General features: G+C 68.6%; 24 protein-coding genes. 18 read left to right on the top strand and 6 right to left on the bottom strand.

Annotated features, from left to right (window positions below; translation table 11 throughout):
• Positions 1–129: 129 nt before the first annotated feature.
• The 12 genes from ACOQOP_RS12640 to ACOQOP_RS12585 all read left to right on the top strand — a co-directional run bounded on the left by ACOQOP_RS12640 (position 130) and on the right by ACOQOP_RS12585 (position 13,067).
• Complete coding sequence (locus ACOQOP_RS12640) at positions 130–1,572, top strand: DegQ family serine endoprotease (RefSeq protein WP_420562170.1); 1,443 nt, start codon at positions 130–132, stop codon at positions 1,570–1,572.
• A gap of 6 nt (positions 1,573–1,578) precedes the next feature.
• Positions 1,579–2,874, top strand: a complete 1,296-nt coding sequence (locus ACOQOP_RS12635) for a replication-associated recombination protein A (protein WP_420562169.1) — start codon at positions 1,579–1,581, stop codon at positions 2,872–2,874.
• 593 nt (positions 2,875–3,467) lie between these two features.
• Positions 3,468–3,731, top strand: coding sequence for a hypothetical protein (locus tag ACOQOP_RS12630; protein ID WP_420562168.1), 264 nt, complete (start codon positions 3,468–3,470; stop codon positions 3,729–3,731).
• Between the two features lie 15 nt (positions 3,732–3,746).
• The gene (gene crcB, locus ACOQOP_RS12625) at positions 3,747–4,127 is read left to right on the top strand and encodes a fluoride efflux transporter CrcB (RefSeq protein WP_420562167.1); all 381 of its coding nucleotides are present in this window, start codon (positions 3,747–3,749) and stop codon (positions 4,125–4,127) included.
• A complete protein-coding gene (locus tag ACOQOP_RS12620; protein WP_420562166.1) occupies positions 4,124–5,116 on the top strand; it encodes an RluA family pseudouridine synthase in 993 nt (330 codons plus the stop codon). Before crcB ends, ACOQOP_RS12620 begins: the two co-directional genes overlap by 4 nt.
• Positions 5,117–5,118: 2 nt before the next feature.
• The gene (locus ACOQOP_RS12615; protein WP_420562165.1) at positions 5,119–5,820 is read left to right on the top strand and encodes an HAD-IA family hydrolase; all 702 of its coding nucleotides are present in this window, start codon (positions 5,119–5,121) and stop codon (positions 5,818–5,820) included.
• Between the two features lie 3 nt (positions 5,821–5,823).
• Positions 5,824–7,683 carry an AsmA family protein gene (locus tag ACOQOP_RS12610; protein ID WP_420562164.1) on the top strand — a complete coding sequence of 620 codons (1,860 nt, stop codon included), beginning with the start codon at positions 5,824–5,826 and terminating at the stop codon, positions 7,681–7,683.
• Between the two features lie 27 nt (positions 7,684–7,710).
• Entirely contained in the window at positions 7,711–8,415 is a 705-nt protein-coding gene (locus tag ACOQOP_RS12605) for an ATP12 family chaperone protein (protein WP_420562163.1), read from the top strand.
• A 98-nt stretch (positions 8,416–8,513) separates the two neighbouring features.
• Entirely contained in the window at positions 8,514–10,046 is a 1,533-nt protein-coding gene (locus ACOQOP_RS12600) for an acyl-CoA carboxylase subunit beta (protein ID WP_420562162.1), read from the top strand.
• Positions 10,047–10,177: 131 nt separating this feature from the next.
• Complete coding sequence (locus tag ACOQOP_RS12595; RefSeq protein WP_420562161.1) at positions 10,178–12,166, top strand: acetyl-CoA carboxylase biotin carboxylase subunit; 1,989 nt, start codon at positions 10,178–10,180, stop codon at positions 12,164–12,166.
• 9 nt (positions 12,167–12,175) lie between these two features.
• Entirely contained in the window at positions 12,176–12,460 is a 285-nt protein-coding gene (locus ACOQOP_RS12590; protein WP_420562160.1) for an acylphosphatase, read from the top strand.
• A 130-nt stretch (positions 12,461–12,590) separates the two neighbouring features.
• On the top strand, positions 12,591–13,067 hold the full coding sequence (locus tag ACOQOP_RS12585; RefSeq protein WP_420562159.1) for a hypothetical protein: 477 nt from the start codon (positions 12,591–12,593) through the stop codon (positions 13,065–13,067).
• 167 nt (positions 13,068–13,234) lie between these two features.
• On the opposite strand, the gene ACOQOP_RS12580 is transcribed toward ACOQOP_RS12585, so the two are convergent.
• From ACOQOP_RS12580 to ACOQOP_RS12565, 4 genes are all read right to left on the bottom strand, one after another.
• The gene (locus ACOQOP_RS12580) at positions 13,235–13,666 is read right to left on the bottom strand and encodes a GFA family protein (protein WP_420562158.1); all 432 of its coding nucleotides are present in this window, start codon (positions 13,664–13,666) and stop codon (positions 13,235–13,237) included.
• 86 nt (positions 13,667–13,752) lie between these two features.
• Positions 13,753–14,490: an SDR family oxidoreductase gene (locus ACOQOP_RS12575; protein WP_420562157.1), complete on the bottom strand. Its 738-nt coding sequence runs from the start codon at positions 14,488–14,490 to the stop codon at positions 13,753–13,755.
• Positions 14,491–14,809: 319 nt separating this feature from the next.
• Positions 14,810–15,280, bottom strand: a complete 471-nt coding sequence (gene msrA / locus ACOQOP_RS12570; protein ID WP_420562156.1) for a peptide-methionine (S)-S-oxide reductase MsrA — start codon at positions 15,278–15,280, stop codon at positions 14,810–14,812.
• Between the two features lie 79 nt (positions 15,281–15,359).
• Positions 15,360–16,181 (bottom strand): enoyl-CoA hydratase/isomerase family protein, encoded by an 822-nt coding sequence (locus ACOQOP_RS12565; RefSeq protein WP_420562155.1) that lies wholly within the window; start codon positions 16,179–16,181, stop codon positions 15,360–15,362.
• Positions 16,182–16,257: 76 nt separating this feature from the next.
• Here ACOQOP_RS12565 and ACOQOP_RS12560 point away from each other — a divergent pair, with 76 nt between their 5' ends.
• On the top strand, positions 16,258–17,592 hold the full coding sequence (locus ACOQOP_RS12560; RefSeq protein ID WP_420562154.1) for a class I adenylate-forming enzyme family protein: 1,335 nt from the start codon (positions 16,258–16,260) through the stop codon (positions 17,590–17,592).
• A 6-nt stretch (positions 17,593–17,598) separates the two neighbouring features.
• Here ACOQOP_RS12560 and ACOQOP_RS12555 read toward each other — a convergent pair whose 3' ends face one another.
• Positions 17,599–18,474 (bottom strand): DMT family transporter, encoded by an 876-nt coding sequence (locus tag ACOQOP_RS12555; RefSeq protein ID WP_420562153.1) that lies wholly within the window; start codon positions 18,472–18,474, stop codon positions 17,599–17,601.
• Between the two features lie 164 nt (positions 18,475–18,638).
• Here ACOQOP_RS12555 and ACOQOP_RS12550 point away from each other — a divergent pair, with 164 nt between their 5' ends.
• The 5 genes from ACOQOP_RS12550 (at position 18,639) to ACOQOP_RS12530 (ending at position 24,666) form a co-directional block, all read left to right on the top strand.
• The gene (locus ACOQOP_RS12550; protein ID WP_420562152.1) at positions 18,639–19,394 is read left to right on the top strand and encodes an SDR family oxidoreductase; all 756 of its coding nucleotides are present in this window, start codon (positions 18,639–18,641) and stop codon (positions 19,392–19,394) included.
• Between the two features lie 612 nt (positions 19,395–20,006).
• Entirely contained in the window at positions 20,007–21,122 is a 1,116-nt protein-coding gene (locus ACOQOP_RS12545) for an LLM class flavin-dependent oxidoreductase (protein ID WP_420562151.1), read from the top strand.
• Positions 21,123–21,142: 20 nt separating this feature from the next.
• The gene (locus tag ACOQOP_RS12540; protein WP_420562150.1) at positions 21,143–22,531 is read left to right on the top strand and encodes an aspartate aminotransferase family protein; all 1,389 of its coding nucleotides are present in this window, start codon (positions 21,143–21,145) and stop codon (positions 22,529–22,531) included.
• Positions 22,532–22,541: 10 nt separating this feature from the next.
• Positions 22,542–23,780, top strand: a complete 1,239-nt coding sequence (locus ACOQOP_RS12535; protein WP_420562149.1) for an MFS transporter — start codon at positions 22,542–22,544, stop codon at positions 23,778–23,780.
• 31 nt (positions 23,781–23,811) lie between these two features.
• A complete protein-coding gene (locus ACOQOP_RS12530; protein ID WP_420562148.1) occupies positions 23,812–24,666 on the top strand; it encodes an alpha/beta fold hydrolase in 855 nt (284 codons plus the stop codon).
• 56 nt (positions 24,667–24,722) lie between these two features.
• Here ACOQOP_RS12530 and ACOQOP_RS12525 read toward each other — a convergent pair whose 3' ends face one another.
• Entirely contained in the window at positions 24,723–26,633 is a 1,911-nt protein-coding gene (locus ACOQOP_RS12525) for a PhoX family protein (protein ID WP_420562147.1), read from the bottom strand.
• Between the last annotated feature and the right edge of the window lie 21 nt (positions 26,634–26,654).

The following is a 26,654-nucleotide window of genomic DNA, read 5'->3' as shown; positions in this document are numbered from 1 at the left end:
CCCCCTTTTCTTGTCACGGGGGCCCAGGTCAACGTGCCCCCTGGCACGGTCGGCTGGACTCCCTAGATTGGGAAGCCTAACACAGCTTCCCGTGGCCACAACCGACCTGCACGGGCTGGAGATCCGAGAATGAAGCGTCTGACCGCCGCTTGGCGCGCCCTCTGGCTGATACTGGCCGTTTGTATCGCGCAGAATCCCCTCCCCGCCCTGGCGCAGAGCGAGGTGGTGCCACAGGGCAAGGGCGAGATCAGCCTGACCTTCGCGCCGCTGGTGCGCGAGGTGGGGCCGGCGGTCGTGAACGTCTACACCCGCACCGTGGTCGCCGAGCGCCGCGGGGTCTCGCCACTGTTCGACGACCCGTTCTTCAAGCGTTTCTTCGGCGATCTGGTGCCCTCGCTGCCGCAGCGCCGGCGCGAGGCGACCTCGCTCGGCTCCGGCGTGATCGTCGATGCCGACGGCACGGTGGTGACCAACAACCACGTCATCGAGGGCGCGGACGAGATCACCGTCGTGCTCAACGACCGGCGCGAGTTCAAGGCGCGGCTGATCCTGGCCGACCCGGATACCGATCTGGCCGTGCTGGCGATCGACGGGGTGGACGAGCCGCTTCCCTATGTACGGTTCCACGACAGCGACGAGCTGGAGGTCGGCGACCTGGTGCTGGCGATCGGCAACCCGTTCGGGGTCGGCCAGACGGTCACCATGGGCATCGTCTCCGCCCTGGCCCGCACCAATGTCGGCATCACCGACTACAGCTTCTTCATTCAGACCGACGCCTCCATCAACCCGGGCAATTCCGGCGGCGCGCTGATCGGCACCGACGGCCGGCTGGTTGGCATCAACACCGCGATCTATTCCAACCAGCGTGGCGGCAGCCCGGGCGGCTCGGTCGGCATCGGCTTCGCCGTGCCGTCCAACATGGTGGCGACGGTGCTGCGGGCGGCCCGCCATGGCGGGGTGGTGCGGCCCTGGCTCGGCGCCAGGACCCAGACCGTCACCTCCGACCTGGCCGACAGCCTGGGCATGAAGCGGCCGGTGGGGGCCCTGGTGAACGACCTCTATCCCGGCGGGCCGGCGGAGCAGTCGGGTCTGCAGGCGGGCGACGTGATCGTCGCCGTCGACGGGCGCGAGGTGATCGACAGCGGCGCCCTGCGCTACCGGGTGGCCACGCGCGCCCCGGGCGAGGACGTCACCATCAAGGTGATCCGCGGCGGCCGGGAGCGCGAGCTTTCGCTGGCCATGGTGCCGCCGGCGGAGGATCCGCCCGCCCAGGTCACCGATGTGACCGGCCGCAATCCCTTCGCCGGCAGCCGGGTCGCCAACCTGTCGCCGGCCCTGGCGGCGGAGGAGGGGTTCGACGAGATGGCACGGGGTGTGGTGGTGCTCGGCCTGAAGCGCGGCACGGCCGCCGACCAGATCGGCGTGCGCCGGGGCGACATCATCGTGCGGGTCAACGGCATGGAGATCGACAGCGTCGCCACCTTCAACGAGGCGGTCGGCACTCCGCGCGGCGGCTGGGAATTGGCGATCAAGCGCGACGGCAAGGTGCTCACCACCCGGGTGCAGGGTTAGCGGCCCATGAGCCTGTTCGAGACCCAGGCCCCGCGCCCGCTGGCCGACCGGCTGCGCCCGGAACGGCTGGAGGACGTGGTCGGCCAGGACCACCTACTCGGCCCCGAGGGACCGATCGGGCGGATGCTGGCCAAGGGGCGGCTGGCCTCGATGATCCTGTGGGGGCCGCCGGGCTGCGGGAAGACCACCATCGCCCGGCTGCTGTCGGAGAAGGCGGGGCTGGAATTCATGCCGCTCTCGGCGGTGTTTTCCGGCGTGGCCGACCTGAAGAAGGCGTTCGAGCAGGCGCGCGGGCTGCGGGCGTCGGGCAAGGGCACGCTCCTCTTCGTCGACGAGATCCATCGCTTCAACCGCGCCCAGCAGGACGGCTTCCTGCCGGTGGTGGAGGACGGCACGGTCACGCTGGTCGGCGCCACCACCGAGAACCCCAGCTTCGAACTGAACGCGGCGCTCTTGTCCCGCGCTCAGGTCTTCGTGCTGCGCCGGCTGGACGACGCGGCTCTCGACCGGCTGCTCGACCGGGCGGCGGAGGAGGAGGGGCGTCCGCTGCCGGTGACCGAGGACGGCCGCGCCACCCTGCGCGCCATGGCTGACGGCGACGGCCGCTTCCTGCTGAACATGGCGGAGGAGGTGTTCGAGCTCTCGCCGCACCAGCCGCTGGACTCCGCCGGCGTGGCGGCCGGGGTGAACCGCCGCGCCCCGGTCTACGACAAGAACCGGGAAGAGCATTACAACCTGATCAGCGCGCTGCATAAGTCGATGCGCGGCTCCGATCCCGACGCGGCCCTGTACTGGCTCGCCCGCATGCTCGGCGGCGGCGAGGACCCGGCCTATATTCTGCGCCGCCTGACCCGCTTCGCGGTGGAGGATGTGGGCATGGCCGATCCGACTGCCGTCACCACCGCCATCGCCTGCTGGGAGACCTATGACCGGCTCGGCTCGCCGGAGGGGGATCTGGCGATCAGCCAGCTCGTGATCCACCTCGCCACCGCGCCCAAGTCGAATGCCGGCTACAAGGCCCACGGCGCGGCCAAGCGGGCGGCGAAGCAGACCGGCTCGCTGATGCCGCCGGCCCATATCCTCAACGCGCCGACCAAGCTGATGAAGGAGCTGGGCTACGGTGTGGGCTATGCCTACGACCACGATGCCGAGGACGGGTTCTCCGGCCAGGACTATTTCCCCGAGGGCATGGCGCGCCAGCGGTTCTACAACCCGGTGGAGCGCGGCTTCGAGCGCGAGATCCGCAAGCGGGTCGATTATTTCGACAAGCTGAGGGAGAAACGTCGGCAAGACGGGGAGTGAGACTTGTGTCTTCGTTTGAGCGGTTTGTCGCGATTGATTGGTCTGGCGCTAAAGGAGAGCGCCACAAGGGCATTCAAGTAGCGATCTGCGAGCACGGTACGGCGGCACCGGCGTTGCTCTCTGGGCCTTCTGGCAGAAATTGGAGCCGACAAGAAATTTGTGACCTAATCGGCAGCTTCAGTGATTGCAGAACGCTCGTCGGAATTGATTTCGCATTTGCTTATTCGTTCGCTGACTATAGGGCTTATTTCCCTAACATTCTCGATAGCCCTCGGCGAGCCACGGCGCTTTGGGAACTGATAGAGGAGATCGCAGCAGATGCTCCTCACCTGTACGGTGGACCTGTTTTCCAGTCTGAATCTTCTCCGTTGCGCTCAGTTTACTGGTCGCGTGGACCTAAGCCAGATTGGTTCCAACTGAGACCGCGTATTACAGAACAGTACGCGATAGCCATAGCAAAGCCGAACTCTCCCTTTCAGACTTTTGGGCCAGCAAACGTTGGAACGGGGTCTCTAGCTGGGATGCGGATGTTACACCGTCTCTACAGAGAAATCCCGGTCTGGCCATTCGCCATTCCGGGCGAGACTACCGTTGTGGAGATCTTTCCGACTTTCCTCATAAGGAAGGCTGGCGTCGATAACCGACGGCTATACCTGGATCAGAGCCGAATCTCCTCAGTCTTAGACTTCTACAACACCGAGCCGTTCATCGGTGACTCAATAGACACGGAGGACAAGGCTGACGCCGTGGTTTCTGCGGCCGCCCTGAGAGCCCTGTCGAGCGACCCGGCCGTCTGGTCGGCGCCGGAGCAGGAACCCGCCGCTCGGTTGGAAGGCTGGATATTCGGTGTCACCTGAGATAAGCCCGCGCCCATGAAGATGCTTCTCGCTGTGGCCCTTGGCGGCGCGCTCGGTGCCGTGCTCCGATACAAGACGGTCGGCTGGGTCGCCCACCTGATGGGCCACGGCTTCCCTTGGGGCACGCTGGCGGTCAACGTCGTCGGCTCCTTCGCCATGGGCGTGCTGGTCGAGCTCGGCGCCCTGAAGCTGAACCTGTCGGGCGAGATGCGGGCCTTCCTGGCGGTCGGCCTGCTTGGCGCCTTCACCACCTTCTCCAGCTTCTCCCTCGACGTGGCGACCCTGTGGGAGCGCGGGGCGGTGATGTCGACCGGCGCCTATGTGGCCGCCTCGGTCGCCCTGTCGATCCTGGCCCTGTTCGCCGGGCTCGCCCTTGTCAGAACGGTGGTCGCATGAGTGCGTATGTCGAAACCCGCGTCGTCGCCCAGGACGAGGCGGAGCAGCGGCTGGACCGGTGGTTCAAGCGGCATTTCCCGGCGGTCGGCCACGGCCAGCTCTCCAAGCTGCTGCGCACCGGCCAGGTCCGGATCGACGGCAAACGGGCCAAGGCGAACCAGCGGCTGGAGGCCGGCCAGACCATCCGCATCCCGCCCCTGGGCGACACGCCGACCGACCACACCCAGTTCGCCCGACCGGCTCGCCGCGACAGCGAGACCGGGGCCGAGCTGCAGGAAGCGGTGCTGTATCGCGACGACGAGATGATCGCGATCAACAAGCCGGCCGGCCTCGCCGTGCAGGGCGGGTCGGGCACGACCAAGCATGTGGACGGGGCGCTGGACAGCCTGCGCTACGGCGCCAAGGAGCGGCCCCGGCTGGTGCACCGGCTGGACAAGGATACGTCGGGTGTCCTGGTGCTGGCCCGCGACCAGCGCGCCGCCCGCCGCCTGACCCACGCCTTCCGCGCCAAGTCGGCGATGAAGATCTACTGGGCCCTGGTGGTCGGCGAGCCGAAGCCGGCGGCCGGGCAGATCGAGCTGCCGATCGGCAAGCTGCCGGGCAAGGCCGGGGAGAAGATGGTGGTCGACCACGAGACCGGGAAGTCCGCCGTCACCCGCTACGTGACCCTGGAGAAGCTCGGCCGCCGGGCCGCCCTGGTCGCCCTGTTCCCGGTCACCGGCCGCACCCACCAGCTCCGCGTCCATATGGCGGCCATCGGCACGCCGATCCTGGGCGACGGCAAATACGGCGGGGCGGAGGCCTTCCTGCAGGGCGAGGGGGTCAGCCGCAAGCTGCACCTGCACGCCCGCGCAATCCGCATCCCCGACGAGGACGGCGTGCCGGTGGAGGTGATCGCCCCGCTGCAGGACCACATGATCCGGTCGTTCGACTTCTTCGGTCTGGAGCCGGAGCTGGACGGGTCGCCGTTCGAGCCGTTCGAGGACTAGTCGTGGCCGCCCAGAAAACGTCTGGCCTGAAGCTCTGCGCCTTCGACCTCGACGGCACGCTGGTCGACAGCCAGCACCGGATCGTCGCCTCCATGACCGCCGGTTTCGCGGCCGAGGGCCAGGTGGCACCCATGCCGGACGCGGTGCGCCAGGTGGTGGGCCTACCCCTGGACGTGGCGATCAAGCGGTTGGCCCCGGGCATCGGCGGGCTGCAGGTCGAACGGCTGGTGGAGGCCTATCGCGACGCCTATTTCGATCCGCGCAACGATACCGGCGGCCCGGAGCCGCTGTTCCCCGGCACCCGCGAGGTGCTGGACACCCTGGAGGCCGACGGCTGGCTGCTGGCCATCGTCACCGGCAAGAGCCGCCGTGGGCTGCTGCACGTGCTCGACGCCCACGGCATCCGCCGGCGTTTCGTGGCGCTGAAATCGGCCGATGACGGACCGGGCAAGCCGAACCCGACCCTGCTGCTGGAGGCCATGGATGAGGCCGGCTGCGCGCGCGACCGCACGGTGATGGTCGGCGACACCACCTTCGACATGGAGACCGCGGTGAACGCCAAGGTCGCCGGCGCGATCGGCGTTTCCTGGGGCTATCACGACGCGGTGCGGCTCAAGGCCGCCGGATCGGTTATCATCCTCGACCGTTTCGACCAGCTTCCCGATGTCGCCGAGAGACTGGTGGCAACGAAACAGGAGGACTGACCCATGCGCTGGATGCGAATCCTCGCCGCCCTCGTCGCAGTCCTGACGATCGCCGTCATCGGCCTCGTCGTCTTCGTCGCGACCCTGGACCTGAACAGCTACAAGCCGCAGATCGAGGCGGCGGTGGAGGACGCGACCGGCCGCGACCTGACGATCGAGGGCGATCTCGACCTCGCCTGGACGCCGCGCCCGACGCTGACCACCGAGACCGTGCATTTCGCCAATGCCGGCTGGGGCAGCCGGCCGGACATGGCGACGGTCGGCAAGCTGCAGGTGGCGGTGGACGTGGTGCCGCTGCTGTCCGGCACGCTGGACGTGCAGCGCGTCGCGCTGGCCGATGTGGACATCCTGCTGGAGCGCAACGCCGACGGGGCCGCCAACTGGCAGCTTGGGGGCGGGTCCGGTGGCGGCGGTGGCGGGTCGGTCGGCCGCGACACGGTGCCGTTGCTGCGCAGCGTCGAGCTGATCGACGTGGTGCTGCGCTGGAAGCCGGAGCCGCAGGAAGAGGCGCGGACCATCCGGATCAACCGGCTTGAGCTGGACGCCGCCGATGGCAACGCCCCGCTGGACGTGACGCTGGAGGCTGATGTGGATGGCGATCCGGTGACCCTCCAGGGGACCCTGCCGGCGGTGGCGGAGGCGCTGCGGCCGGGTGCCACCCTGCCGGTCGATGTGACCGGGAAGGTCGGCGACCGGGAGATCGCGCTGGCCACCAACCTGCGCTACGCCCTGGGCAAGGACGGGGGGCTCAGCACGCTGGAGAGCGACCGGCTTTCGCTCACCTCCGACGGCATCACCGTGACCGGTACCGCCTCGCTCGCCCTGGACGGCCCGCGCCCGAAGCTGGTGGCCGACCTGAAGAGCGAGGCGATCACGCTTCCCGAGGGAGACGACAATTCGGGCGACGGGCTGGAGACGGCCCTGCCGCTGGCGCTGCTGGGCTTGGTGGATGCCGAGATCAAGCTGGCGCTGGCCGCTCTGACCGTCGATGAGCTTGCGGTGACGGACATCGCCGCCACCGCGACGCTGACGGACGGGACCCTGCGCCTCGATCCGGTCGCCGCGGTCCTGTCCGACGGCAAGATCGCCGCCACGGCCACGATCGCCGCCAACGAGGCGGTGCCGACCCAGGCGCTGAAGGCCACCTGGACGGGAGCCGATTTCGGCAAGCTCGCCCGCGCCCTGCACGGCTCGGACACCCTGGAGGCCAAGGGCGACGCGGCCGTCGACCTGACCGCCAGCGGCGCCAGCCCGCGCGACATGATCGCCAGCCTCGGCGGCACCGCCTGGGTCACCACACGGGACGGTCGGATCGCCAACGAGGACTGGGAACTGATCGCCGAGGATCTCGCGGCCAAGTTCCTGCCGTTCCTGGAGGGCAGCAGCCGCGGCACCCTGAACTGCGCCGTCGGCCGCTGGACCCTGAAGCGCGGCGTGGCCGAGACCGTCGTGCTGATGGTCGACAGCGACCGGGTCACCGTCGGCGGCGAGGGCAGCATCGACCTCGCCCGCGAGACCCTCGACATGCGGCTCACGCCCAACCCCAAGGACGCCAGCCTGGTCAGCCTCGCCACGCCGATCCTGATCACCGGCCCGATCGCCGACCCGACCATCGCGCCGGACCCGGTGGCGGTGGCGAAGGGGGTTGGCTCGCTGGTCGGCGGGGCCGCTCTCGCCGGGCCGTTGGCGCTCATGCTGCCCTTCGTGTCGTCCGGCTCGACCGAGCCCGCCTGTGACGACGCAATCGCCGTGGCCCAGGGCACCAAGCCGGTGCCGAGCGGCGGCGCCGGCGCAAGCGAACAGCAGAACAAGCCCGGCGGCATCAAGGGCCTGTTCGACAGTCTCCGCAAGGCGGTCGACTAGAACCGACACAGGAAAGACGCGACCCGCATGAAACGCTTCTACAAGACCGTCGCCGTGACCGAGGCGGATGACGGCTCCTTCCTCGTCTCCCTGGACGACCGGGCGCTCAGCTCTCCGGCCAAGCGGCCGCTGCGGCTGCCGACCCGCGGTGTGGCCGAGGCGATCGCCGAGGAATGGGACGCCCAGGGCGAGAAGGTCGATCCGTCCTCCATGGCGATGATGAGCTTCGCCGCCACTGTCACCGACCGGGTCACCCCCCAGCGCGACCATGTGGTGGGCGAGATCGCCGGCTTCGGCGGCTCCGACCTGCTGTGCTTCCTGGCCGACGGGCCGGACGAGCTGGTCGCCCGTCAGATGAGCCAGTGGACCCCCTGGCGCGAGCGGGCGGAGAAACGGCTGGCCCTGCGCCTCGCGGTGACCTCCGGCGTAATGCCGGTGCGCCAGTCGGAGGAGAGCCTCGACGCCTTCCGTGCCGCCGTGGACGCGGTGGACGACTGGCATCTGGCGCCGCTGCACACCGCCACCTCCATCACCGGCTCGCTGATCCTGGCGCTGGCCTTCCTGGACGGCGAGCTGGGTGCGCGGGAGGCCTTCGATCTCTCGCAGATCGACGAGGCGTTCCAGGTGGAGAAATGGGGCCAGGACCGCGAAGCCGAGCAGCGCCGCCGCAACCTGCTGGCCGAAATGACGGCGGCGGAGCGGTTCAAGGGGCTGCTCAGGACCGTGAACTGATCCCGGCGGCAAAGATGAATTCCCGGTCACATATGCCGGCGAATTGCTCTAGGATCGCCGGCCGAACGACTGTGGGAAACGCGTAAGGGGCATCGACGATGCAGGACATCATCCACCGTCTCGAAGAGATGCGGGAGCAGGCCAGGGCCGGTGGCGGCGAGAAGCGGGTCGCCGCCCAGCATGCCAAGGGCAAGCTGAGCGCGCGGGAGCGCATCGACCTGCTGCTCGATCCCGGCTCCTTCGAGGAGTGGGACATGTTCGTCGAGCATCGCTCGACCGATTTCGGCATGGCCGACCAGAAGGTGCGCGGCGACGGCGTCGTCACCGGCTGGGGCACGGTCAACGGCCGTCTGGTCTTCGTCTTCAGCCAGGACTTCACGGTTTTCGGCGGCTCGCTCTCCGAGGCCCATGCCGAGAAGATCTGCAAGATCATGGACCAGGCGATGAAGGTCGGCGCCCCGGTCATCGGCCTGAACGACAGCGGCGGCGCCCGCATCCAGGAAGGTGTGGCCTCGCTCGGCGGCTATGCCGAGGTGTTCCAGCGCAACGTGCTCGCCTCGGGCGTGGTGCCGCAGATCTCGATGATCATGGGCCCCTGCGCCGGCGGTGCGGTCTACTCCCCGGCGATGACCGACTTCATCTTCATGGTGAAGGACAGCTCCTACATGTTCGTCACCGGCCCGGACGTGGTGAAGACCGTCACCCACGAGACGGTGACCCACGAGGAACTGGGCGGGGCGGTCACCCACACCACCAAGTCCGGCGTCGCCGATCTCGCCTTCGACAACGACGTCGAGGCGCTGCTGAACCTGCGCCGCTTCATCGACTTCCTGCCGTCCTCCAACCGCGAGCAGCCGCCGGTGCGGCCCACCGCCGACGAGGCGGACCGCCCGGAATACTCGCTGGACAGCCTGGTGCCGGCGAACCCGAACAAGCCCTACGACATGAAGGAGCTGATCCATAAGGTCGTGGACGAGGGCGACTTCTTCGAGATCCAGCCGAACTACGCCGGCAACATCCTGATCGGCTTCGCCCGCATGCAGGGCTCCACCGTCGGCATCGTCGCCAACCAGCCGATGGTGCTGGCCGGCTGCCTCGACATCGAGAGCGCCAAGAAGGCCGGTCGCTTCGTGCGGTTCTGCGACTGCTTCAACATCCCGATCGTGACCTTCGTCGACGTGCCGGGCTTCCTGCCGGGCACCGCCCAGGAATTCGGCGGCATCATCAAGCATGGTGCCAAGCTGCTCTTCGCCTATGCCGAGGCGACGGTGCCTAAGGTGACGGTCATCACCCGCAAGGCCTATGGCGGCGCCTATGACGTCATGAGCTCCAAGCACCTGCGCGGCGACGTGAACTACGCCTGGCCGACGGCGGAGATCGCGGTCATGGGGCCGAAGGGGGCGGTGGAGATCATCTTCCGCGGCGATCTCGGCGACGAGGCCAAGATCGAGGCCCGGACCGAGGAATACCGCGAGCGCTTCGCCAACCCGTTCGTGGCGGCCAGCCGGGGCTATCTCGACGACATCATCCGTCCGCACAACACGCGCCGCCGGATCTGCCGGGCGCTGGCCATGCTGCGCGACAAGCAGCTCAGCAACCCCTGGAAGAAGCACGACAATATTCCGTTGTGACGGCTTCCGGGCATCCCCCGACCGTCTTCCCGGACTTGATCCGGGATCCAGGGACGGGATGGCTGCCAGCTTGGTGAATTGGCCCTGAATCGAGTTCAGGGCGACGAGAAAAGAACAGGGAACTGGGTCCGATGTTCAATAAAATCCTCATCGCCAACCGCGGCGAGATTGCGTGCCGGATCATCCGCACCGCCAAGCGGATGGGCATCAAGACGGTCGCCGTCTATTCCGACGCCGATGCGGACGGCAAGCATGTGCGCCTGGCCGACGAGGCGGTGCGGCTCGGCCCGCCGCCCTCGGCCGAGAGCTACCTGCTGATCGACAAGATCGTGGAAGCCTGCAAGCAGACCGGGGCCGAGGCGGTGCATCCCGGCTTCGGCTTCCTGTCCGAGCGCGCCGCCTTCTGCGAGGCGCTGGAGAAGGCCGGCATCACCTTCATCGGCCCCGGCGTGAAGGCCATCGAGGCGATGGGCGACAAGATCACCTCGAAGAAGATCGCCAAGGAGGCCGGGGTCAACACGGTGCCCGGCTATGTCGGGCTGATCGAGGGGCCGGACCACGCCGCCGAGATCGCCGACGAGATCGGCTATCCGGTGATGATCAAGGCCACCGCCGGCGGCGGCGGCAAGGGCATGCGCATCGCCCATTCCAAGGATGAGCTGAAGGACGGCGTGCGCTCAGCGATGAACGAGGCGCGCTCCTCCTTCGGCGACGACCGGGTGTTCATCGAGAAGTTCGTGACCGAGCCGCGCCATATCGAGATCCAGGTGCTGGCCGACAGCCACGGCAACGTCATCCATCTGGGCGAGCGCGAATGCTCCATCCAGCGGCGCCACCAGAAGGTCATCGAGGAGGCGCCGAGCCCGTTCATCGATGCTGAGACCCGGGCCAAGATGGGCGAACAGGCCTGCGCGCTGGCCCGGCAGGTCGGCTACGTCTCCGCCGGCACGGTCGAGTTCATCGCCGATGCCGACAAGAACTTCTACTTCCTGGAGATGAACACCCGCCTGCAGGTGGAGCATCCGGTCACCGAGATGGTCACCGGCCTCGACCTGGTCGAGCAGATGATCCGGGTCGCCTATGGCGAAAAGCTGCCGCTGACCCAGGACGAGGTGACGATGGAGGGCTGGGCCATCGAGGCACGCGTCTATGCCGAGGACCCGTTCCGCGGCTTCCTGCCGTCCATCGGCCGGCTGACCCGCTACGACCCGCCGCTGGACGTGGAGGGAATCCGGGTCGATGACGGCATCGACGAGGGCTCGGAGATCTCCATGTTCTACGACCCGATGATCGCCAAGCTGGTCGCCTATGGCGAGACCCGCGACCAGGCGGCCGACCGCATGGGCGAGGCGCTGAACCGCTACCGGATCCGCGGCGTGGGCCACAACATCCCGTTCCTGTCGGCGACCATCGCCATGGACCGGTTCCGCAAGGGCAACCTGACCACCAACTTCATCGCCGAGGAATTCCCCGACGGCTTCGAAGGGGCGCAGATCGGCGACTACGAGCGCGGGGCCATGCAGGCCCTGGCGGTCGCCTTCGCCCGCGACGACGCCGAACGCAGCCTGCGCATCAGCGGCCAGATCGCCAATCGCGGCAAGTCGGAGATCGCCACGGTCTGGACCGTGCGCGAGGGCCGCGAGAACACCCGTGTGGAGATCCGCCCGGTGGAGGACGGCTACGACGCCGTGGTCGGCGGCCAGCGCTACGCCGTCCGCGGCGCGCTCGACGCCACCATCGCGGTGTTCGACGGCAACCTGAACGGCGAGCCCTTCCCGGTGCAGATCGACCGCGACGGCATCTACCGCGAGCTGTCCTTCGGCGGGGCGTCCATGCGGGTGCTGGTGGTGCCGCCGCGGGTGGCCGAGGCGCTGGACAAGATGCCGGCCAAGGAAGCGGCCGACACCTCCAAGCTGCTGGTCTCGCCGATGCCGGGCCTGCTGGTCTCCATCGCAGTCTCCGAAGGCGACCCGGTGAAGGCGGGGCAGGAGATCTGCGTGGTGGAAGCCATGAAGATGGAGAACGTGCTGCGCGCCGAGAAGGACGGCACGGTGGCCAAGATCCACGCCAGCGCCGGCGCCAGCCTCGCCGTCGACCAGACCATCGTCGAGTTCGAATAGGAGGCAAGCATGGCCGAAACCCGACACCTGACCGTCACCGGCCGGGTGCAGGGCGTGGCCTACCGCGCCTGGACCGTCGGTACCGCCAAGGAGCTCGGCCTCGCCGGCTGGGTCCGCAACCGGCAGGACGGCTCGGTCGAGATCACCGTCCGCGGCGAGCCGGAGGAGCTGGACGCCCTCGCCACCCGCTGCCGGCGCGGACCGCCGATGGCGCTGGTCGAGAATGTGGTCGAGACCGCGGTGGCGGACGATCCGGCGCTCGGGCCCTCCTTCGTGCAGATCGCGTCGGCGTAGGGCGATTCGTCTGATCGGCCGCGCGGCTGCCACGGTCCTGCCGCATGAAACCCCTAGGCTGCCGCCGTCCGGCTGACGAAACCGGCGTCAGGCCGTATCGTTGCCGCAGAGACGACGTGAGGAGGCCGCGATGACGCCCATCGATCCCCCGTCCCATCGGCAGTGGACCGAGCGGCTGCGTTGGTTCGACGACCGGCTGCGCCGGGCCGGCGGCGACGGGCCCCTCCAGGTCGACGCCCAGACCGAAGCCATCCTCACCGAGCTCCGCCGGGTCTTCGCCGCCGGCGCATGGGTCACCGCCGTGATCCTGGCCCAAACCGCCATCGACAGCGACGTGGCCGACCAGGTCGGGCATGACGATTGGGAGATGGAGGAGGCGGATATGGCGGTCGGCATGGGGGCCGGCGGCGGCGGGCTGCATCTCAACACCGTGCGCTTCGGCCGCGACTATGTCTGGCTGCGGGACAAGCGCAACGGCTACGTCCATAACGACGACCGCCTGCCGGCGATCACCGCGCGGGAACTGGCGCTGGACTCCGGGCGACTGGAGCAGGAGGCCCGCAAGGCGGTCGACCTGATGGCCGACGCGCTCGCCGGGGCGGCGTAAAACGCCACGCTCCCGCATCTATTTCCCGTCATCCCGGCGAGGCCCGGGCTCGATCCGGGTCTCGGCCGGGACCCAGTGACGGGCGCCGGCCGCTAGGCCCCGGTCGGCCCCCGGATCAGGTCCGGGGCCCACCGGGATGACGACCATGCGTTTGAAAATGACCCAACCTACCCCCGCGGCGGCATGGGGACGCTGTCGCCGCCATCGGCATAGGCCGGGGCGTCGTCAAGGTCGTAATAGTCGCCCTTCTCGGCGGTGAAGATATGGGCGGCGATGCGCAGGTCGCCGTCACAGCCGTCGTCGAGCGAGCCTGCCGCGATCGACATCTTCTCGCCGCCATCCATGCGGAAGAAGATCGAGCAGCCGCAGGTCTTGCAGAAGCCGCGCCGGCTCTTCGGCCCCGAGCGGTACCAGCCCAGATCCCGGGTCTCGGTCATCTCGAAATGCTCGTTCCAGACATCGAACGAGGGCAGGAAATGCCCGGTCATGCGGCGGCATTCGCGGCAGTGGCAGGCGACGATTTGCTTGATCGGGCCGGTGATCTTGTAGCGCACGCCACCGCACATGCAGCCGCCGGTGCGCACCGGATGGTCAGCCATCGGACGTCCTCCCCATCTTTTGGACCGGCAGAGTGCCAGGGTGGGTTGAGCGTGAAAAGTTCTTTTTTTGTTCTGTTCCTGGGGCGCTACGGCCGTCCACCCGCCACCCGGATATTGGCGCCGGCGGTATAGGCGGCGCGGTCGCTCATCAGCCAGACGATGGCCTCGGCGATCTCCTCGGGTTCGCCCAGGCGGCCCATGGGGATGCGGCCCACATTGGCGGCGGCGGCCTCTTCGGTGACCATCTCGGTGGCAGTCATGCCGGGGGAGACCGCGTTGACCCGGATGCCTTCGCCGGCGACCTCCTGGCTGAGACCGATATGCAGCGAGTTCACGGCACCCTTGGAGATCGCGTACATCACCTGGGTGCCCGGATTGCCGATATAGGCCGAGCCGGAGGACACGTTGACGATCGCCCCGCCCTTGCCGCCATGCTTGGTCGACATGCGCTTCACCGCCTCGCGGCAGGTCAGGATGCAGCCCACCACGTTCGTCTTCAGCACCCGGTTGATATCGGCGGGCGTCAGGGCGTCGACCCGGCCGACCGGCCCGATGATCCCGGCGGAATTCACCAGCCCGTCGATCGGACCGAGTTCCTTTTCCACCGCCTGGAACATGGCGACCACCTGGGCCTCGTCGCCGACATCGGCCTGGACGGTCATCGCCCGGCGGCCGGCGGCCCGCACATCGGCGGCGACCTTGTCGGCGGCCTCGGCGTTTCCGGCGTAGTTGATTGCGACGTCCCAGCCGTCGCGGGCGAGCAGCCGGCAGGTCGCGGCACCGATGCCGCGGGACCCGCCGGTCACGAGGGCGATTTTCGCCATGGTGTTTCCTCCGGTTGATTGTGCGGGGAGGATAGCGCGGGAACCGGCCCTTCGACACGCCCCCGCTGACACGGGGACTACTCAGGGTGAGGTACTTCCTCTTCTTTTTTACTCCGTCATCCCGGACGATCCCGTCCCGGATTTAATCCGGGATTGATCCGGGGGCGGGCCGGGACCCAGCGCTACGGCTTGCCCGGGTCCCGGCCGATCTCCGGGTCGAGCCCGGAGCTCGCCGGGATGACGAAGGTGGAATGAACGAGACCTCACCACCCTGAGCAGCCCCGGGCCAGGCCCGGGGCGTGTCGAAGGGCCTTCGCTCCTACCGGAACAGGTTCCCGAACACGCCCTTGCGGCGCTTGGCGAGGAACTGCTGGTGGTAGTCCTCGGCCCGCCAGAAGGTGTCGGCCTTGGTGATTTCGGTGGCCACCGGCACGCCGGACGCCTTCAGCTTTTCCTTGGCGGCGCGGGCGGCCGCTTCCTGCTCGGCATCCTCGAAGAACACGGCCGAGCGGTACTGCGTGCCCACATCGGGGCCCTGGCGGTTGACCTGGGTCGGGTCATGGATCTCGAAGAACACCTTCAGCAGGTCCTCGTACTCCACCTTGGCCGGGTCGTACTCGACCTCGACCACCTCGGCATGGCCGGTGTTCCCGGTGCAGACCTCCTCGTAGGTCGGGTTGTCCTTGGTCCCGCCGGCATAGCCGACGGCCACGTCGGTCACGCCGGGAACCTTGCGGAAATGCTCCTCCGGGCTCCAGAAGCATCCCGCGCCAAAGATCGCCTTCGCCATGCTGTCCTCCTTGCGCGCGGTTTGGTCGGGCGCGCTGTCCCAAGATGTGTATTGCCGGTCCGGGCGTCCAGTGTCGGCGCTATTCCCGCTCCGCCTCAGCGGCCCGCTCCTCGCGCCATTTCAATGCCGCGCGCAGGCCGTCGGTGCGGGCGATCTCGAGAAAGTGATGCTTGGTCGCCATGCCCTCGCCCTCGATCAGCATGTCCACCTCCAGCGCGGACTCCAGGGCGGTGCCCATGCCCATCAGCTCGTAGGTCCGGTTCACCGCCCGCTTGGTCTCGCGGATCAGGGTGCGGTCCATGGCGGCCATGCGCCGCGCCAGGGTCAGCGCCACCTCCACGTCCTGGCCGACCGGCACGATGCGGTTGATCAGCCCCATCTCCTTCGCCTCGGCGGCCGGGATGTCGTCGAGGCCGAGCAGGATGATCTCCTTCGCCCGCTTCGGGCCGACCACCCAGGGCAGGATCATGGTGACGATGCCGGCGCCGAACTTCACCTCCGGCTCGCCGAAGATCGCGTCCTCGGCCGCCACGGTGATGTCGCAGGCCATGGTCAGCTCGCAGGCGCCGGCGAGCGCCGGGCCGTGCACGGCGGCCACCGTCGGCTTGCTCATGTGCCAGAAGCGCATGGTGCAGTCGAAGTCCCGGCGCAGCACCGGCCTCCACTCGGCGACACCCTTCGGCGTGTTGCGGGCCTGGGCCTGCAGGTCGAAGCCGGAGGAGAAGGCCTTGCCCGCCCCGGTGACGACGACCGCGCCGACCTCCCCATCCGCCTCGGCCCTGTCGCAGGCCGCCTCCAGCGCCTTCAGCATGTCCTGATCCATGGCGTTCAGGCGTTCCGGGCGGTTCAGGGTGATCAGGGCGACCTTGCTCCGGCGTTCGTAGAGAACGGTGTCAGTCATGGCAGTGGCTTGTCCGTTTGCGTGGGGCGGGTGAGGATGAGGGTATGATCATGCTCGCTCCCTGTCTGCCCCGCCGATGACGGTCTTCGCCGATACCCTGTTCGCCGCGATGGCGGCCCATGGCGACGCGCCTGCCGTGGAGCGGGCGGGGGCCGTGCTGAGCCATGGCGAGCTGTGCCGCCGGGCGGAGACGCGGGCGCTCCAGTTGATGGGCGACGGGGTGGGGGCGTTCCGGCCCTGCCCGGTGCTGGTGGACAACAGCCCGGTCGACCTGGTCGAGCTGCTGGCGGTGTACCGGGCCAATGGGGTGGCGGTCCCGATCCACCGCGCCACGCCGCGCGCCCGTGTGGAAGAGCTGGTTGCCCGGCTGTCGCCCGACCCGATGCTGCATGGTGCGTCGACCATCGTCTTCACCTCCGGCACCACCGGCGCGCCCAAGGCGGCGGTGCTGTCGGCCGAGCGACAGGCGGCGAAGCTGCAGATGATCCGACGCGAGACCGGTTGGCAGGACGGTCGGCGCACCCTGCTGGCGCTGCAGCTCACCTTCAGTTTCGGCCAGTGGGTGACCTGGCTGACGATCCTGTCCGGCGGCACGCTGGTGTTTCCGGAGAAGCTCGGGGTGGATGCCGTATCCGCGGTGCTAGCGCAGGCCGATGTGGATCGGCTGCCGGCGGTGCCCACGCTCCTGCGCGGGCTGCTGGACCGGCCGGAGACGGCGGCGCTGCCCGCCTGGACCGGCACGGTGATGGCCGGCGGCGAGGTGCTGCCGGCGGGACTGGGGGCGAAGATCCGCAGCGCCTGGCCCGGGGCCGGGATCGGCGACATCTACGGGCTGACCGAGACCGGGACCTGCGATTTCTTCGTCGATCCGCCGGACTACGACGCGGCGGCCGGATCGCTCGGCCGGCCGGGCGGCGATATCGAGATCCGGATCGCCGAGGACGGCGAGCTGCGCATTCGTTCGCCCTACGGCATGGTCGGCTATCTGCACGACTCGCAGCGCACGGCCGAGGCGTTCGACGATGACGGCTATTTCCGCACCGGCGACCTGGCGCAGACCCGCGACGACGGGCGCGTCACCCTGGTCGGCCGGGCCAAGGACCTGATCAACCGGGGCGGTATGAAGGTCGCCCCGCTGGAGGTGGAGGCGGTGCTGGCCTCCCATCCCGACGTGGCGGGGGCCCTGGTTGCCGGCGTGCCTGACCCGAATTCCGGCGAGGCGGTGATCGCCGTCATCACTGCCGCCCCCGGTCGCGAACCGGTGCCGGAGCAGGTGCTGGCCTGGGCGGGGGAGCGGTTGGAGCGCTACAAGCTGCCGTCGCGGCTGAAGGTCGTGGCGGCCCTGCCGACCGGCGCCACGGGCAAGGGCGACCGGGGTGCCGTCGGCCGGCTGTTCATCGAACGGGTCTGACGTCTCTCAGGGAGCCACTTCCGGCGGACGCGGCGGCACCGGCGTGTTCTTCATGGCGTTGCGGCGCACGGTGTAGAGGGTCGAGGCGATGATGAAGACGGCGCCGATCACCGTGTAGATCGTCGGCACCTCGCTGAACATCATGAAGCCGAGCCCGGCCGAGGCCAGCAGGCGGATATATTCCACCGGGGCGATCGCCGCGGCCTCGCCGTTGGAATAGGCCTTGATGTTGACGAACTGGGCCAGTGACATCACCCCGCCGATCACCGCGGTCAGCGCCAGGTCCTCCCAGGTCGGCCAGACCCAGAAATACCAGGCGGGTCCGGCCAGGATGACGGTAAGGCAGACCGACTGGTAGGCGATGATGGTGGCCGGCCGCTCGGTGCGGGCCAGCATCCGCAGGCAGATCATGATCATCGCCACGAAGAAGGCCGAGAGCAGGGCCAGCAGGGCGTATTCGTTCAGGCCCTCCGGCGAGGGCCGGGCGACGATGACCACGCCGATGAACCCGACCGCCGTCGCCGTCCATCGCCGCCAGCCCACCAGCTCGTGCAGCACCACCACCGCCAGCAGGGTGGTGAACAGGGTGCGTGAGAAGCTGATCGCCGTGGCTTCGGCCAGCGGCAGGTGGACCAGGGCGGTGAAGCCGGTGGTCATGGCGATGGAGGACAGGCCGACCCGCAGCATGTGTAGCCCCAGCCGTTCCGTCCGGAACACCGAGGGGAAGCCTTTGATGATTGCTGGTGACACCACCAGGATCACGAAGGCCTGGCGCAGGAACAGGATCTCCACCACCGGCAGCCGCTGGCCGACAAACTTGATCAGCGCGCCCATGACGGCGAAGACCAGCCCCGCGGCGAACAGCCAGATCGAGCCGCGCACATTCCCGGACAGGCCGTCCCACCACGACCGAAAGCGGACAAGGGGCGTGGCAAGCGCCGGCGATGTACCGCGATCGGCACTTTGAGGACTGTCGGAGGGAGGCGGCATATCGCTAAGCTTTGGGAATCGGAAAAACAGTATCGACCAAACGGGAGGGGGAGCCAATGCGCAGTGTTGAGGGAAGGGTGGCCTGGATCACCGGGGCGGGAACCGGGATCGGCGAGGCGACGGCGCGGCGGCTGGCCGGCGACGGCATGACCGTTGTGCTCAGCGGCCGGCGCGAGGAGCCGCTGCAGGTGCTGGCCGAGGCGATCCGCTCCGCGGGCGGCAGGGCCGACGTCATCGCGCTGGACATCACCGACCGCGGCGCCGTGTTGGACGCCGGCAAGCGGATCGACGCCGATCACGGCCGCCTGGACCTGCAGTTCAACAATGCCGGCATGAACGTCACCCAGCGCACCTGGCGCGAGGCCCAGGCGGATCCGTCCCTGCTGGACGGCTGGGACGACGTGATCGATGCCAACGTCAAGGGCGTCTACAACGGCGTGGCCGCCGCCCTGCCGATCATGCTGCGGCAGAAGGACGGGGTGATCGCCACCACTTCCTCCTGGGCCGGGCGGTTTTATTCGGAGGTGGCGGGCGTGGCCTATGGCGCGTCCAAGCATGCGGTCATGGCGCTCAGCTTCATGATCCAGCGCGAGCACGGCAATGACGGCATCCGCGCGACGGCGATCTGCCCGGGCGAGGTGCGCACCCCGATCCTCGACCGCCGGCCGAAGAAGCTGACCGAGCAGGAATTGAAGCAGGTGATCCAGCCGGAGGACGTGGCCGACGTGGTCGCCTTCCTGGCGGCGCTGAGCCCGGGGGCGTGCCTGAACGAGATCCTCATGAGCCCGACCTTCGACCGGCACAAGGCGTGAAATCGGTACAGCCGATTTCAGGTCCCGGCGCAGGGCGGGACCTGCGTTTCAACGGCCCCCTCCGCTCACTCCCCGGCCTTGTGCCGGGGCAAGCGGCCGGGCCGTTACCGGACCGCTGTAGACCATGCGAGGTCCCGGCCTCGCCCCGGAATAAATCCGGGGAGTGTCTTGTGGGTGTTTCAACCTCCTCTAACTCCTCGGAGCAGGTCGGTGGATTGGGAGAAGGTGGTGGGGCCGTCACCCCTCCCAACATTCACTCCCCGGATTTAGTCCGGGGCCCACCCAAACAGTGCAGCTGAACTCGAGAGTGACCTACCAGGCCCGGCCGTGGGCCCCGGCACAGGTCCAGGGAGTGGGAGAAGGTGGTTGGGCCGTCGCCCCCCAACATTCACTCCCCGGATTTATTCCGGGGTAAGGCCAGATGCCGCTCCTAACTCGTGGGCATGACGCGAGATCCACGCGCTTGCCCCGGAATAAATCCGGGGAGTGGGAAGAGGTTGGAGTCTTCGCGAGATTCCCCGCCTTCCGCCGTCCCCGCGGCGGATGATACCGTCGGGGGCATCCGTCCAACCGGCCCGTTCAAGAGGCCATACCGCTCAGGGGAAATCACCGATGGTCAATCTCGGCCTGTTCATGATGCCGCTGCACCCGCCGGCGCGCGACCTGACCACCGTGATCGAGGAGAACCGGGAGCTCGTGCTGCTCAGCGACCGGCTCGGCTTCTCCGAGGCCTGGATGGGCGAGCACTATACCTCCACGGGCGAACCCATTCCCTCGCCGCTGATCTTCAACGCCTCCCTGATCGCCGAGACCAAGCAGATCAAGTTCGGCACCGGCGTGGTCTCCCTGCCGCAGCAGCATCCGGTGGTGGTCGCCGGGCATGCGGCCCTGTTCGACCACCTGTCCAAGGGCCGCTTCCTGTTCGGCATCGGCTCCGGCGGTCTGTCCAGCGACTGGGAGGTGTTCGGCAATCTCGACGGCCGCAAGCGCGCCATGGCGATGATCGAGTCCATCGACCTGATCATGAAGATCTGGAGCGAGGACCCGCCCTTCACCCATGAGGGCGAGCACGTCAAAACCTCTCTCACCGACCGGATCCTGCCGGAGATGGGCATCGGCCGGTTCATCCGCCCCTACCAGCAGCCGCACCCGCCGATCGCGGTATCGGTGCGCGGCGCGAACTCGATGACCGCGAATTTCGCCGGCCAGCGCGGCTGGTGCCTGCTGTCGGGCAACTTCGTGCCGGCCGCCGATATCGCCACCCACTGGCCGTCCTACGTCGCCGGGGCCGAACAGGCCGGCCGCCGCCCGGACCCGTCTGTCTGGCGCGTCGGACGCAGCGTGCTGATCACCGAGACCGACGCCGAGGCCCAGGAGATCCTGGACGATCCCGAGGGCACCTTCACCTGGTACTACACCTATCTCAATGCCCAGGGGAAACTGGCCGGCGGCGACTTCAACACCGATATCGACTGGACTGCCGCCAAGGCCGAGGCCATGGTCAAGGCCAAGGAGCTGGTCATCGCCGGCTCCGCGAAGACCGTGCTCGACCGGCTGATCGCCTTCCGCGACCAGGTGGGCGATTTCGGCACCCTCATGCTCACCGGCCACGACATGGAGGGCGCGCTGCCCCTGTGGCGCCGTTCCTTCAGCACCCTGGCCGAGACGGTCTGGCCGAAGCTCTCCGCCTATATGGCCGACAAGCGGATGTCGGCCGCCGCCGATTGACCCAACGAACAGGACGTCCCATGCCCGACAGTGCCGCCGAAGAGCGTCTCACCAATTCGCCGATCGAGGCCGCCTATCGCGAGAAGACGCCGGGCTCCGCCGCCCTGGCGGCCGAGGCGCGGGAGCTGTTCCCCAGCGGGATTACCCACGACGCCCGCTTCCTGAAGCCCTACGGCCTCTATGTCGACCGGGCGGCCGGGCCGATCAAATGGGACGTGGACGGCAACGACTATGTGGACTTTTTCGGCGGCCACGGTGCGCTGCTGCTGGGCCATGCCGATCCGATGGTGACCGCCGCGACCCAGCAGGCGGTGGCCGAGAGCACCCAGTTCGCCGCCGGCCAGCGCCGGGAGATCGCCTGGGCCAAGGCGGTGAAGCGGCTGTACCCGTCGGTCGAGCGGGTGCGCTTCACCTCCTCCGGCACCGAGGCGACGCTGATGGGGCTACGGCTCGCCCGCGACTTCACCGGCAGGAACAAGGTCATCCGGTTCCGCACCCATTTCCACGGCTGGCACGACCATATGACCCACGGGGTCGCCTCCCATTTCGACGGGCGCTCGACGCCGGGCGTGCTGGGCGGGGTGACCGACGCGGTGGTGCTGGTCGATCCGAACCAGCCGGACCAGCTCCGGCGCGTGCTGGCCGAGGACAAAGACATCGCCGCCGCCATCATCGAGCCGATCGGCGGCAGCACCGGCTACACGCCGCTGGCGCCGGGCTTCCTCGCCCTGCTGCGCGAGGAGACGGAGAAGCACGGCGTGCTGCTGATCATGGACGAGGTGGTCACCGGCTTCCGGCTGGCGCCGGGCGGCGCGACCGAGGCGTTCGGCATCACCCCGGACCTGACCTCCTGGGCGAAGATCCTGGCGGGCGGCATGCCGGGCGGGGCGATCGGCGGTCGGCGGGAGATCCTCGACGCGCTGGACTTCGACGCGGCAGCCGCCAAGGGACGCGACAAGATCGGTCATCCGGGTACCTTCAACGCGAACCCGGTCTCCGCCGCCGCCGGCACCGCGGCGCTGACGATCATCGCCGAGACCGACGCCTGCGCCCGGGCGGCCGAGACCGGCCGGGCCCTGCGCGAGGCGCTGAACAGGGTGATCGCCGACAAGGGCGTGCCGTGGGCGATATATGGCGACTACTCGATTTTCCATCTGTTCATGCAGGACGGTGTGCCGGTTCCCGACCCCTTCGCCTTCGACCCGCTGTCGCTTCCGTCGGTGGCGATGAAGGACCGGCCGAAGGAGCTGATCCGGCTGCTGCGTCTGGCCATGCTGGTCAACGGGGTGGACCTCAACCCGGCCTGCGGCGGTCTCGTCTCGGCCACCCACAGAGCGGCCGAGGTCGAGCGCGCCGCCGACGCGCTGTCCGCCTCCATCGACATGCTGCGCCGCGCCGGACAGCTTTGATGGGTGGTCCATGACCGGTTCCGCCGGGGACGGCGACGGGGGAAGCCGGTCCGCCGGTCCGCTTTCCCTCGTCGCCGACCCGACCTTCCGCAAGCTCTGGACCATCGGCGTGCTGATGGGCGCGATGCGCTGGCTGGAAATGCTGGCGGTCGGTGTGTGGGCCTATGCCGAGACCGGGTCGGCGGTGATCACCGCGACGATGACCATGCTGCGCATGGCGCCGATGGCGCTGTTCGGGTCGATCACCGGCGTGATCGCCGACCGGGTCGACCGCAAGATGCTGCTGGTGGCCTCGCTGTCGCTGATGGCGGGGACGGCCGGGTTGCTCGCCCTGTCGGCCTGGGCGGGGACGCTGACCCTGTGGCAGGTGGGACTAGGGGCCTTCCTGTCGGGGCTCGGCTGGTCGACCGACTTCCCGGTGCGCCGCACGATCCTGGGCGAGTCGGTCGGGCCGGCACGCCTGGGGCCCGCCATGGCGATGGACAGCGCCTCCAACAACGCGACCCGCATGGTCGGCCCGATCGCCGGTGGCGGCCTTTATGCCACCATCGGCATGCAGGGCATCTTCGTCGTGTCGGGCACCTTCTTTCTGATCTCGGTGCTGCTGGCGGTCCTGGTCATCTACCGGCCGACCCCGCGGGAGCCGCGGCCCTTCGCCCTGTTCTCCGAGATCCGCGACGGTTTCGCCTATCTCCGCCGGTCGCGGGGGCTGGTGGGCCATCTGGGGGTGACGGTGATCGTCAATCTGTTCGCCTTCCCCTATGCCGCCATGATCCCGGTGGTCGGCAAGGAAACCTTCGGAGCCGATGCCGTGTGGATCGGCCTGCTGCTGTCGGTGGAGGGGGCGGGCGCCTTCGTCGGGGCCCTCGCCGCCGCCTTCCTGGCGGCACCGGAGCGGTTCCGGCGGATCTACCTGCTGGGCTCCTGCCTGTTCATCTTCTGCGTGTTCCTGTTCTCCCTGCAGACCGACTACGGCTGGGCCGTGGCGGTGCTGGTGGTCGGCGGGCTCGGCATCGCCGGCTTCGCCTCCATGCAGAGCGCCATCATGTTCTCCGAGGCACCGCCCGAGATCCGCTCCCGGCTGATGGGCATCCTCTCGGTCTGCATCGGCGCCGGGCCCCTCGGCGTGCTGCATGTGGGCTGGCTGGCGGACTGGCTCGGCGGCTCGATGGCGCTCACGGTGATCTCGCTGGAGGGGCTGGTGGCGATGGGGCTGCTGGTCTTCTTCGTACCGGAGTTGAGGCGTTGACTTCCACCGCCGCCGCCGCTTCGATCAGGTCATGAACAGCACTCCTCCGGCGGATCCCGCCGCCGAACTCGCCCGTATCGAAGCCCTCGCCACCGTGATCCGCACCCCTTGCGGATCCGGCAGCATGGTGTGGCGCGCATGGGGGCAGGGCGAGCCGCTGATCCTGCTGCATGGCGGCTTCGGGTCGTGGAACCACTGGGTGCGGAACGTCGAGTTCCTGGCCCAGCACTTCCGGGTGATCGCCGCCGATATGCCAGGCCAGGGCGACAGCGACGATCCCGACCATCCCTACGACGCCGACAGCCTCGCCGCCATCGTCGCCGAGGGCGTGCGCCAGGTGGTGCCGGGCGACGAACCGCTGCGGATGATGTGCTTCTCCTTCGGCTCGATCATCGGCGGGGTGGTCGCGGCAAGTCTGGGGGACCGGGTCCTGACCTATACCGGGGTCGGCGCCGCCGGCATGGGCGACCGCGGGCCGGCGACCCGGCAGATGATCCGCATCACCCCGGACATGCCGGAAGACGAGCAGGTGCGCCTGCGCCGGCACAATCTCGGCATCCTGATGTTCGCCGACGAGGCCAACATCGACCCGCTCGCCGACCACATCCAGGAGATCAACATGGCCCGCAACCGCATCCGGTCGCGCCCGATCTCCCTCAGCGACCGGCTCTCGCGCACCTTCCCGCTGATCAAGGGGCGGATCAATCTGATCTGGGGCAGCGAGGACGTGACGGCGGTCGGGTTCTTCGAGCCGCGCCACGCGGCCCTGAAGGCGATCCAGCCCGAGGCCGGCATCGCCATGCGCGACGGCGTCGGCCACTGGGTGCAGTACGAGGATGCGGAGTGGTTCAATCCGGTCGCTCTGGACTTGCTGACCCGGCGTTGAAGATAGAAAGGGCGGCCCGGGAGGCCGCCCTTGTCATGTGTCGCTGATGGGCGCGGTCAGCCGATCAGGCCGCCGTCCTCGCGCTTGATGGCGACCACACAGGAGCGCGGCACCGAGCCCTCGCCGCCCGGGAAGCTGCTGCCGCCCTCTTCGCCCGGGTGCTGGACGCCGACGAAGACCGTGCGGCGGTCCGCACTCCAGGTGATGCCGGTGATCTCGCACTCCTTCGGGCCGACCAGGAAGCGCTTGATCTCGCCCGTTTCCGGGTCGCCGATCAGCATCTGGTTGTTGCCCTGGCCGGCGAAGTCGCCCTCGTTGTCATAGCTGCCGTCGGTCTGGATCCACAGCAGGCCGGTGGTGTCGAAGGCGAGGCCGTCCGGCGAGTTGAACATGTTGTCGGCGGTCACGTTCTCCGACCCGGCATAGGCGTCCTTGTGGACCGTCGGGTTGCCGGCCAGCACGAACAGGTTCCAGGTGAAGCCGGCCGCGGTGTGGTCGCCGCCATCCGGCATCCAGCGCACGATCTGGCCGTACTCGTTCTTCTCGCGCGGGTTCGGGCCGTTCACCGGGGTGGCGTCGCCGCCGGCATTCGGCTTCACGCCGCGGTTCCTGTTGTTGGTCAGGCAGCAATAGACCTCGGCCTTGCCCGGGTTGGCGGCGACCCATTCCGGGCGGTCCATCGTGGTGGCGCCGACCGAAGAGGCAGCCTGGCGGGTGTGGATGCAGATCTCCGCCTGGGAGGCCATGCCGGTGGTCTCCGGCGTCAGGGCCAGCCATTCGCCGGTGCCGTCGTCGTTGAACTTGGCGACGAACAGGGATCCGGACTCCAGCAGGTCGGCATTGTCGCCGCCCAGGCTGTAGGTGCCGTCGGAGACGAACTTGTAGAGGAACTCGCCGCGCTCATCGTCGCCCATATAGACGACGGCATGGCCCGAGCGGTCGATCACCAGTTCGGCGTTCTCGTGCTTGATGCGGCCGAGGGCCGTGCGCTTCTTCGGGGTGGAGGTCGGGTCGAACGGGTCGATCTCGACGATGTAGCCCGCCCGGTTCGGCTCGTTCGGGTGCTTGGAGATGTCGAACCGCTCGTCCGCCATGGCCCAGGCATAGCCCCAGTCCTTGTTGGACACGCCGTAGCGGCTGAGCTCCTTGCTCGGCTTGTAGTCGGCGTCGGAGGAGGAGAAGTAGCCGTTGAAGTTCTCCTCGCAGGTCAGATAGGTGCCCCAGGGCGTGCGGCCGCTGCCGCAGTTGTTCCAGGTGCCGAGCGCGGTGGTGCCGTCCGGATCGGCGGCGGTCTTCAGCAGGTCGTGGCCGCGGGCCGGACCAGTGATCTCCATCGGCGTGTCGGCGGTGATGCGGCGGTTGAACGGGCTGTCCTTGACCACGCTCCAGGTGCCGTCGGTCTCGGTCACTTCCATCACCGACACGCCATGGGCGGCCTTGCCCTTGCGCACGTCGTCGGCGTCGACCGGCTTGCCTTCCGGCCGGTTGCCGTAGGTGTGCTCCAGGTTGGTGTACTCGTTGTTCACCGCGAGGATGTTGCGTCCGCCATCTGTGAACAGGGCCATGCCGTCATTGTTGTCGCCGAAGGCCCGCTCCTGGCTGGCGCCGGTGCCGCGGGTCTGCGGATCGAAGTCCGAGGCGTCCGACCACAGCGGGTCGCCCCAGGCGGTCACCACCTGCCACTTGTAGCCGGTCGGCACGGTGATGGTGTCGAGGGTGTTGGCGGCCACGGCGTCGAAGCCGAGGCGGGAGGCGGCGCGGGCCGGGGTGAGGGCGGAGGTACCCATCAGGAAGGCCGCACCGCCCATCAGGGCGAGGCCGCCGAGAAAGCCGCGGCGCGACAGGGCACGCTCGACAACGGCATCGAAGTCGGTGGTGGCCGGCGGCGGCGACTGAAGCTCGTCCCAGGCGTCGAAGCTCAGGCCCTGAGCGGCGTACGAGCGATCGGTATCTTGCGTGTGGTCCATGGGTATGTCTCCCTAAGGCCG

The sequence above is a fragment of the Thalassobaculum sp. genome, from assembly GCF_965223715.1.
Classification (GTDB): domain Bacteria; phylum Pseudomonadota; class Alphaproteobacteria; order Thalassobaculales; family Thalassobaculaceae; genus Thalassobaculum.
Note: the sequence above shows the minus strand (reverse complement) of the source record. Positions and strands in the feature narration are given on the sequence as shown.